General features: G+C 66.6%; 6 protein-coding genes. All 6 read right to left on the bottom strand.

The window, feature by feature from the left end; genetic code table 11:
- Positions 1-62: 62 nt before the first annotated feature.
- Positions 63-830, bottom strand: coding sequence for a hypothetical protein (locus EER30_RS43510; protein ID WP_127508188.1), 768 nt, complete (start codon positions 828-830; stop codon positions 63-65).
- Complete coding sequence (locus EER30_RS43505) at positions 830-2407, bottom strand: hypothetical protein (RefSeq protein WP_127508186.1); 1578 nt, start codon at positions 2405-2407, stop codon at positions 830-832. The genes EER30_RS43510 and EER30_RS43505 overlap by 1 nt, the downstream gene beginning before the upstream one ends.
- Positions 2388-5714, bottom strand: coding sequence for a DEAD/DEAH box helicase (locus EER30_RS43500; RefSeq protein ID WP_164842729.1), 3327 nt, complete (start codon positions 5712-5714; stop codon positions 2388-2390). The genes EER30_RS43505 and EER30_RS43500 overlap by 20 nt, the downstream gene beginning before the upstream one ends.
- Before the next feature lie 137 nt (positions 5715-5851).
- The gene (locus tag EER30_RS43495) at positions 5852-7207 is read right to left on the bottom strand and encodes a protein kinase domain-containing protein (protein WP_164842728.1); all 1356 of its coding nucleotides are present in this window, start codon (positions 7205-7207) and stop codon (positions 5852-5854) included.
- 77 nt (positions 7208-7284) lie between these two features.
- Positions 7285-7944, bottom strand: coding sequence for a vWA domain-containing protein (locus tag EER30_RS43490; RefSeq protein ID WP_164842727.1), 660 nt, complete (start codon positions 7942-7944; stop codon positions 7285-7287).
- Positions 7945-8104: 160 nt separating this feature from the next.
- Complete coding sequence (locus tag EER30_RS43485; RefSeq protein WP_240670687.1) at positions 8105-10192, bottom strand: DEAD/DEAH box helicase; 2088 nt, start codon at positions 10190-10192, stop codon at positions 8105-8107.
- Between the last annotated feature and the right edge of the window lie 8 nt (positions 10193-10200).

The raw sequence follows: 10200 nt of genomic DNA, 5'->3' as shown, positions 1-10200 counted from the left end.
ACACCACCGCCATCGCCGTACCGCATAAAACCAGGAGACCCGACAACACACATACCCGTCGATCACCCAAAAGCCTCACAATGGACCCGAAAGAGACCCCCACCCCAAAAGGTGTCTAGTTTGGTCCTGTCGTCGTACAGCTCCTTCACGTCCTGGAGGTCTTCCTCCCGAATCTGGAGTTCGCCGTCCAATCTGCGCAGCCGCTGGCGCTCCGCGCGGACAGCCGCCCGATCCTCGTCCAGTGCGGCGCGCTCATGGGCCAGTTCCTCCTGCAACCGCTCCCTCTGCCGGGTCAGCTCGTCGTCGAATTCCTGGCGCGCGGCGTCGAAACGACTCCGGGCTGCGGACAGTTCGGCCCGCGCGTCCGCGATGAGCTCTTCCTTGTCCCGTTCCCGTCGTGCCTGAAAAGCGTTTTCGTCGTCCAGCAGTTTGTGGTCCCGCTCGTCGACGGCCTCGACGCGGGCGGCCAAAGCCGCGCTGTCGTCGGCCAGACGAGCCTCCCATTCGCCGAGTTTGAGGTTGCTCTCGTCCGCCTTCGCTGCACGTTCATCGAGCTCCGTTTCACGCTGCTTCAGGCGCGCCGACGCCTCCCGATATGCCCTGCGAACAGCGACGGCCTGCCGCAACTGCTCGGCCAGCTCGACCGGGTCCAGCTCGGAATCGACCACCGTCGAGTCGGACACGTCGTCCGGACCCAGCTCCGCCTGGACTTCCGCGAAGAGGGTAGCTACCTGCTCGACTGCCGGCTGATCAGTCTTGGCCCGCGGTTGTCTCGGCGGCGGAACAGACCGCCTCTGATTCGTCTGCCTCTTGGCCTTGCCGCGCGCCATCAGACCGGAGTCCTTTCGGTAGGTGTTTCGGGTGTCAGCAGCAGACCGCGAACGGCTGCTGCCGCGGCCTCGCGGCACCAGGTCGTGTCGTGCGGATTCGTCGCGTCCCGCCCGGCGTGCGCCGCCCGGTTACGCAGGTCGTTCAGGGTCCTCAGGGTGACCGGCAAGTCGGGCTGCGTTGCTGTCATCGCACGAAGCGGATGGCTGTTCTGACTGGCCGCGGCAAGTACGGACAGCGGCAACATAGCCTTCACGAAGCTCTTACTCGGATCCCCATTTGCTTTCCGCAGGTCCCGCTTATCCACTTCGACATAGAGCGACGCCACGCTATGAAAGCCAAGGCCTTGAGCTGCCTTCTCCAGCATCGCGCGGCGCACCAGCGGAGCGGCACCCGCAAAACTCTGCAGAGTGTCCGGATGTAGCGGAAACAGGATGAGCATTCGGCGAAGGAGGATCTCGTACAAGCGGAGTGCGGTGTGCGCGACCCGCTCGATGGCCTCGTCACGCTCCGGGGACTGCATCGCGAGATCCAGCTCGAGCATCAGCCCGAAAGCGTCTCGGTCGCGACGGATCTCGGGTCCGAACTCGTCCGCGAGCCGGCGTTCCAACACACCGCGCAGCTCCATGTCGGCCTGCCGGTACCGATCGCGGACGCCAGCCAGCTGGGCGGAGATCCGGCCCTTGATCTCTTCGTCGAGTGCGCCGTCGTCCCGTCCGAACCGATACACCAAGGAATGGAACAGATCGCTCGTCCCGAGTCCGAACGGATCATGGGCGGTCAGCGCATCCACAGTTTCGCCGTCCTCTCCGACGACCTGCAAAAATCCAAGCAGAAAGACGGCCTCGGGTTCCGACAGGAAAGCGACTCGGCTGAGCTCGGGAAAATGGTCGGCTACGGTGGCCGCACCGTTCTCCATCAGTCCCGCCGGCACAGCGGCCGGCGCCAGTCCGACCTCTCGCTCATAATCCCGCACCTGGTTGACCCGCCGAGCCACACGGTCGGCGCTGGCCGCCTCGACCACACGGGCCGCCGTGGGGCGCTGCGGCGGGCGATCCGGCGGCAAGATCCGGCGAGCATCAGCCCGGTCGGACCGGCCGGGCGTGCCGAGCTGCAGCTCCGCGCCACCCGGGTCGGTACGCATGACGTACGCCTCACGCAGCTGATCCACTGTGCGTGGCCAGAGCTCGCCGGTGAACGGATCCACGAACACATAGCAAACCTGCCACTCGGCCGCCTCCACAGACGCTCCCGTCCGTAGCGCCTGCTGACCCTTCTCCGTCAAGTCGTAGCGACGGGTCAGGTTCCCGTCGGCGACCGCACGATCGAGAATGTGCGCGCACAGCGTCGCCTTCAGTCCGACCAGCTCGCCGATGCGGTCCGGTTGCCGAATATCGGCCTGGCACAGGGCCAGGGTGACCCGCTGGAAGAGATCGAGGCCGCGCTGCTCCAGGACCGGCGCCGTGACGCGGTAAGCCCAGGCCGGCCAGAGCAGGCACAGACGGGAATCGCGGGACGGTGGTCCCTGGTCGTACCGCAGAATGCGAGCACGCGACCAATCACGACTGGAAGCGTCCATGCGGCGCCCCCCTCTCGCACATATCGAGAAAATCGGTCAACGGGGCCACGGCCGACGGCGCTTCTCCGGCCCTGAACATCGCCGCCGCACCGACCGTGATGAGTAGGCGCTTCTGCCTGCTCATCGCCACACACAACCGGTTCCGTAGGGTCAAGTGGCCATAGCGCCGAGCCACCCAACGGCGATAGCGCCCGTCGTCGGCCGCCGGGGCCGCCTCCGGTCGAGGTTGGCACCGAGTAGTGGACAGCAGAACGACATCGAATTCCCGGCCCTGGAACGCGTCCACCGTGCCGACCGCCAACCTGTCCATTCGGCGCCCGGCGCTGTCGTACCGTAACCGGTCAACCAGCTCAAACGTGCTGCCGTTGGCGACGAGAAGCTTGCGTGCGGCAAGTTGGCGCCGGATCTCTTCGACCTGGGCGCTATAGAACGCGATAACCCCCACGGTGAGATCCGGCGCCTCCTCCAGGAGCCGTACCACTTCCGCCGCAAGTACGGATGCTTCGGCCGGACGAGCCTTGCTCCGGTCGCCCACCTCCGGGCCTGTCTGCGGCGGAACATCAAGCCAAGCCGCGACGGCATCACCGTACCGGTCTATACCGTGGGCAAAGGCCGTATCCGGCCGGGCTGAGTTCAGTCCACCCCGATAGAAGTTGCGGCTGACGAAGTCGCCCAGCACCCGATGCATCCGGAATTGGGTATCCAGAGTCACGACACGGCGTACGGGCACACCCGGGCGGTCAAGGCTCTTGAACAGAAGCTCGAACAAGCTCTCCGACAACAACTCACGCATATCCGGCTCGAACTCGCGTTCCACGTCAGGTTCCAGCATCTGCGGGAGCTGATTGTGGTCGCCGACGAACACGATGCGGCGGCTGGCATGAATTAGCGGGATCATTAAGTCGAGCGGGTTGGCGCGGGCCGCTTCGTCGACGATCACAGTGTCGAAAACAACCTCGTCGACCCGTGACTCTCCCTTCGCGTCGGCCATTGTCGGCGACGCGACCTGCTGACAGGTCGCCGCGTACGAGGCCGTGTACTCGCGTAGCGTCCATTGCACAGCGCCCGGATCGCCATCGATCGCTTCGCGATACTCCAGCAAGGCGAGGGCGACGCCGTCTCCGGCGGTCCGGGCCACACGATCGGCCAGGGCATCGACAACCTCCTCGAGAATCGCTCGCAGTTCAGGGTCGACGACGGGGAGGAGCGCGGGACCGGCCGGGCGGGTAAGCAGTTCCAGCAATTCCCGTCGAGCCTCGGCCAACTCGGCAAGGAAAGGCGGTGGCCCCGGCTCGTTCCAGCCGACCACACGTTTCAACAGCTCCAGCATCGCCGGTGGCACCTGCACGTCGCTCAGGGCAAGCAAGCGACGCATTGCCTTGGCGACCCGCGATGGGCCACCGTCCTCGAACGATTCCTGAACGTACGGAATTCCTCGCACGGCCCGTATCGCCAGCTGTTCCGCGTCGGACCCGGACGCCGGCAACGGTCGCGCTGCTGGCACGGCCAATCGGTCACGCATCCGGTCGGCGAGGCGGCCTGGCAGGAATGCCTCGGCGACGGTCAACAGGTCGCGCAGCATCTCAACGGTCCCGGCGTTGTCCGTCGGAGCCAGCAGGTAGCCAGCAGCTGCCGCGGTGGCGCGACGGAGTGCAATCGTGGCGGGACCCGTGCTGTTCTGGGCAAGACGATCGTCGAGCCGCGCGACCGTCTCCTCCTGCCAACGGTCGATCTGCACTGTGGTACCCCGACCGGTCCGGTCCACCTTGTTCGCCGGTAATCCGAAGACCACCGAACGATCGACCAGCTCATCCACCGCGGCATGCTGATAGCTCGTCAGCAACATCGACCCCCGCAACCGCGCGTACTCGCGCCCGGACTCCGCGAGCCGCTGCTGGAGGGCCGCGATGACCTGTGTCTTGCCGGTGCCCGGCGGGCCTTGAATGATCGCGATGTCCGGTGTGTTGAGCGCGACGTCCAGTGCCCGGCGCTGTCGCGGGGTCGGCCGCCCGCCGTTGAAGCATTCCCAGGCTGCCAGGGACTCGGGCTCGATGCGCTTGTGGGTCAGCGGCGCGGGCACCGGCTCCCCTTCCAGCAAGGCGAGAAGACGAGGAATCCGGGTTTGGCCGTTCAGAATGCGGCCGAAGGCCTCTCGGCGCCGAAGTAGCCGGCGCCGATCGCCGCGGAAGGACAGATAGAGAAAGCCTGTCGCCGGTGGCCGGACCGCTGGCCCGCGACGGTTGGTCATCCGTAGATCGATCGTCGACGTCTCAAGGTTCACGGCGACCACTTCACCGGTCACCGCGTCATTGTCCAATGCTCCATCGAGCAGGCCCCAGGACTGGTCGCCGACGGTCGACTCATGCAGCAACGCACCGGGCAAAGTCGCTCCCGCCTCAAGTTCAGGCGCATCATCCGACGCCACTCGGTCGAGGAGGGAGAGCCTGCCGCCGGACGGGACCGTGACAAAGAACCGCATGACGCCGTCGGCCCGAGGATGGACCTTCTCATAGGTCAGATATCCGGCGTCGCGGACGGTACGGTGCGTCCACCAGCTTTCCTTGCGGTTGTAAGAGTCCCACATGGCCAGGAAGCCCTCACCCGAGGCCAGCCTGGCGAGCTGCTGCCTCATCTCCTCCCGCAGTTGCGTGGCTTGCGTCTCGTCTGTGAAGGTGACAGCGCGATGAATCAGCTTCAGCGGTCCTTGCGCGGCGGCGTGCGCGCGCAAGACCACTCGGCTGAGCATCGTTCGGCCTGTCGCGGTACTGACATCGGCCGCCACCCCCCGCCCGTGAACACGGAATGCCACCGGCTCCTCCGAGCTCGTCCGGGGGCCGGCCGAGATGATAAGCCGCTTCGGGCTGCCCGGCGGCGAACCCGGGAGAGGCGGCAGAACAAGCTTTTCGGTGAGCCAATTCAGCGCCCATTCCGGTGACCGGCGGCCGTGCCGATCCCCCGCCGCCCGGCGGACGTTGGCGAGCTCCTTGTCCGCCACGCCGATGGCCAGCGGCGATCCGCTCGGCCCAATCTCATAGGTGTAGACGTTGAGGTCGAGCCGCGGCCAGGGCGAGTTGCCCGTGCCGAGATCGAGGTTCAGAACAACCGCCACCCGCTCTTGGGCGTGGGCCAGCAGGCGCTGCAACGTCTGCTCGTCCTCCGCGGTGAGCCCACTGGCCGGACCACGAGCGTCGCCAATCTCGATCACCGCCTCTGGCCCGCCGGCACTCCGGGTCAGGATCGCCTCGGTCTCGTCGATCCACACCTCCGGCGGATCAGTACGCAGCTCCCAACACAGCGAGACGAACATCGCGGCTCCGGGTAGCGGATCGAGCTGCCGCTGCTTCGGCTGCGGAGTCTGCCCCCCGCCACGGCTGCCATCTGTTCTGCGGCCCGGCGGGCGCGGGCGGGCACCACGCTGGTTACCGCCAGGGGTGGTCTGCCCGTTCATCGGTTGTCCCTCCGGACGAGTCGGTTGAACCGCAGAACGCGGTGGGGCTCGTGGGCCGGGCCGAAATGAAGCTCCCAGCCCGATCGGCGGTTGAGCAACGGAATGGTGGCGTCGTGCCCGACGGCGATCGCCATCCGCGGACCACCGCTGACGCCGACCAGCCAGACGGGCCGGTCCCAGCGGTTGGTCACGGTCAGCAGGTCGTTTTGGTCGTACCAGAGGTCGACAATCGGTTGCTCCGACTCGTCCGCGGCAGCCGCGGCCGTCCGAGCTGAGACCAGCGTGACGACCTGCCTCTGCACCAACAAAGCCTGCCTGGACTCGGCGAACATCGGCTTGCCGGCCGCTTCGAGACCGACCTGAGTCAGCACCTGAGCGAAGAGTGCCGGCGGTGGCGCCACGCCACACCAGGGACAGGTGGCTCTTGAGCCGAGGTAGGTGCCATGACAGTCGGGACAGGCAAGGGTGAGATCGGCTGCTTCGTAGAGCTTCGTCCGCCATTCGGCGACTGTTGGCCGCGCGGTGGGATCAGCCACTCCGGCCTCGAAAGCGCGCGCTGCGAGCGTCCTCAGACCTGAGGTCAGGACCACGTCTCGGGCCAGTCCGAATCTGGAGCGGTTGCTCGCATCAGTACTGTGCTCGATCCAGGGCAGGTCACCCGCGAACGCCTTGTCCTCCAGCTCAGGCTCGCCGTCGTAGACCTTGTCGCCGACAAATGGGTGGACGACCGTCAGCAACTCGAAGGCCATGACGGCGAAGGAGAATGCGTCGCTCAGACTCGACACGCCCAGTCGGCCGGCCAGAACCTCCGGCGCTGCGTACCCGCGCGTCGCATAGGCGCTGCCTCGCACCTCTGACGTGACCGCGACGTTGTCCACATCGATCAGATACACCTGCTCGTAGTCGAGAGGTTCGGAGACCATCACGTTGACCGGTGAGGGATCGCCGTAGCACAGCCCTCGGCCGTGCAACCCGGCCAGGGCGGACGCGGTCCGGCCGAGCAGTCGTAGCCGGCGCCGCAACCCGCCGGTCTCCGTATACCAGGGCACTAATGCCGTACGCCCGGCCGGCGCGAACAGGTGCCGCAGCGCCACCATGTCGGCCAGCATGACCATGGTGTACCCGAGATTGGGCGGACGCAGCAGCGCCAACGGCCGGGCGACCGGCAGGTCGCCCAGGTCGAGCAAACGCAGAGTGCGCAGCTGGGTCGCCAATCGCTCGGCCGCCCGCTGGTCGCGACTGTGCAGAAGTTTGACGGCTATCCGCCCGCCACCGGCCTCCCACACCTCGCCCTGACCGCCGGCTCCAATCCTGCGTGTCAGCTCAACTGCCTGGTCGTCCTCGGTACGCACGACGACCTGGAGTCCAGCAGTATTCCAGATAGGCCGATCAGCCCCCACAGTTCGCAACTCCCCAACAGGCGCATTCGTCAGTTCATGAAGTCCAGCAAATCGTCATTCGTCACGCGCCCGCTTCGCACCTGAGTGGTAACCGTGGCCGTCACCCAGTCGAAATAGCGCGGCAGTTCGTGGACATCTTCGGCCCGGCCAACTTTGACCTGCGGATTCGCGATGAAATGATCGAGGACATCGAATGCCTCGGCGTCCATGTCCTGTCCTACGCCGACCGCGAGCCGTAGCGCTTGGCCGCCTTTGTCCGTGGTGAGGAGCCGGCTCAGCGCGGCCCGCCACTCGTCTGTCGGCACGCCGTCAGAAACAAGAACGACCGTCGGCCGGAAAGCGCGCCGCGGCACGACCGATTCATCCGCCAGCAAGGCTGCGACCAGGTCAAACGCGGCACCCAGTGGGGTCCGGCCGGATGCCCGCATGTCATCCCACCGCACGTCGGCGGCCGGCACCAACGGGTGGTGCAGCGTCGCGCCGCTTCCGCCGAACGTGACCACGCCCGCCCAGATCTCACCCCGCAGGGAATCCTCGGCGGCGAAGGTACGAATCATCGTCGCGACGCTCCGGTTCAGTACGTCGATCTTGCCGTCGTTCGCCATGCTGCCGCTGACATCCGCGAGAATCAGCACCGGAAGCGGACGCGGCCGCTGGAACATTGCCTGATCAGACGTCGAACCGTCCACGATTCCTCCGGGATCAATAGGACTCATGCTGGCGGAGCACTACAGAATGCTGGGGCAGCACCAAGCAAGTCAAGAAGGCGAACGGATGAAATTCCAATTCGCTCCCCGCCTCGCGGCTCCACGGTAGACAGGCCCGACAAGGCGCCCAGGAATGTGGCCGCTAGGTCTGGATGAAGCGTGTTGGTTCGCGCAGCACGTTGGCCGCGCCCGCCAGGTCGGCCAGCCGGCTGGCCAGCGTGGCCATCGCCAGCCGCTCGGGCAACGCCTCGCTGAACTTGAGCCCGTCGAGTGCTTTCTTGTTCACCTCGGGCAGGCAAAGCCGATGATCCGCGTCCGCCACTAACGCCAGCCACTCGTCCCGAGTGAGGTCCTTCCGCAGGCGGATCTGACTGTCATCGAAGCGTTGGACCGGATCAACGACCTCAGCCAGCGTGGCCGCCAAGGTAGCGTTGGCACGGAAACCGGCCCATGTCCACCATCGCAAGTCCCCGTCCTGCTGGCCGCGTACGACGACATTTCCGCCCGGGTGAACCAGTGAAGACCCTTCCTCGCGTTCCCGGGCCAGGCGCATGACCGCCCGACGCGTGATCGTCACCGGCGGGTCGGCGCCGAGGAGGACGTCTCTCATCGCCCGGCTGAGCTCGAATCCCCGGCCGGCCCAGCCGCCGGTCATCCACCGAGCCTTTCCGCCGCCGTCGGCGGGCTCGACGAAGCAGCGCCGGCGGCGCCAGTCGATGTAGGTCACTCGCCAGCTCCGCCCGTTGAGGAGCAGACGGCGATCGCCCTGCACCTCCTCAGTGAGCAGCCCTGGATCGATGCGGCCCAACTCCTCGCGGCCGACCAGGACGGTGAATTCAGGGGCACCAGTGAATACCGCCGTCATGCCCATGAAGTGACGATGCCCGAAGCGCCGCTCGGCCTCGGGGCCGATGTAGAGCATGCCGCTGTCGCTGTCGAGATAGCCCTGATCGACCAGGTAGCGAATGATGGGGTCCGCACTTCGGCCGAACGGGTCGAGACCGTTCCACCACTGCGGCCAAATCCGGTCTCCGACCTGATGCTCCTGCAGGCAGAGCGCCAGCAGTTGCTGAGCGACGATGTGCCGTGGCTCGGGCGGAGCTAAAACCGGCTCCACCCACCCGCGGCTCCAGAGCAGCAGCAGAGCCGCAGCCTCCAGCAAGGTGTCTCCGGTACGGGCGAGGAAGAGACAGTTGCGGATGCTGCCGGGCCGCCGTCCCGTACGTCCTATTCGTTGCAGGAAGGACGCCACGGTCGAGGGGGCGTCGATCTGGATCACCCGGTCGAGGTCACCGACATCGATGCCTAGTTCGAGTGTGCTGGTCGAGACGATGACGCAGTCACGGGCCTCCGCGAACGCCTCCTCCGAGCGCCGCCTCTCGTCGGCGGAGAGCGAGGCGTGTGAAAGGAACGTGGTGATGCCGTGGCCTCGCAGGAGGCTTCCGAGTTCCTCGACGGCCTGTCGCGACTCGCAGAAGACCAGCCTCTTCTCACCGGCGTGCAAAGCGGCGAGCACCGTGGCGGCATTCTGCAGAGAGCCGACGAAGTCCAGCTCGACCTCACCCGGCGGCGGAGCGCCGGCGGCGCTGAGGGCCGGCGCATCCGGCGCGACAACGTGTCCGGGTCGAGTCCCGGCGCCGGCGCCTTGCAGCCACGTCAGCAGATTATCCGGATTTCCCACGGTCGCTGACAGCCCGATCCGCTGCACGGGGCGGCCGATGAGATGGGTCAGGCGTTCCAGCACGGCGCGAAGATGCCAGCCGCGATCGTCGCCCGCGAACGCGTGTACCTCGTCGACGACGACGGTTCGCAATCCGCGGAAGAATGCCCGGTGGTCGACGTTACGGCTGACCAGCATCGACTCGAGTGATTCCGGTGTGGTCAGCAGCACGTCCGGGCGGTCCGCCAGGATGGCTCGCCGGCGCGATGCGGTGACGTCGCCGTGCCAGATCGCGGCCCGCCGTCCCAACCAGTCCGCGTAGCGCTCCAAGCGCGGCTGCAGATTGTTCAGCAGGGCCTTGAGCGGGCAGAGGTACAGCACCGACGTGCCGGACCAACCCTCGGCCGCCATCCTCGACAAAAGTGGAAAGGCCGCAGCTTCGGTCTTGCCTCCGGCTGTCGGAGCGAGCAGGAGGGCGTCGTCACCCGCCATCAGTGGTTGCACCGCAGCCTCTTGCAGGGGCCGCAGACCCGGCCATTGCAGGGTGTTGACGATGTGGTGCAGCACCACCGGATGCA

Source organism: Actinoplanes solisilvae, from assembly GCF_003999975.1.
Taxonomy (GTDB): Bacteria; Actinomycetota; Actinomycetes; order Mycobacteriales; family Micromonosporaceae; genus Actinoplanes; species Actinoplanes solisilvae.
This window is presented reverse-complemented; position numbering and strand designations above follow the sequence as displayed.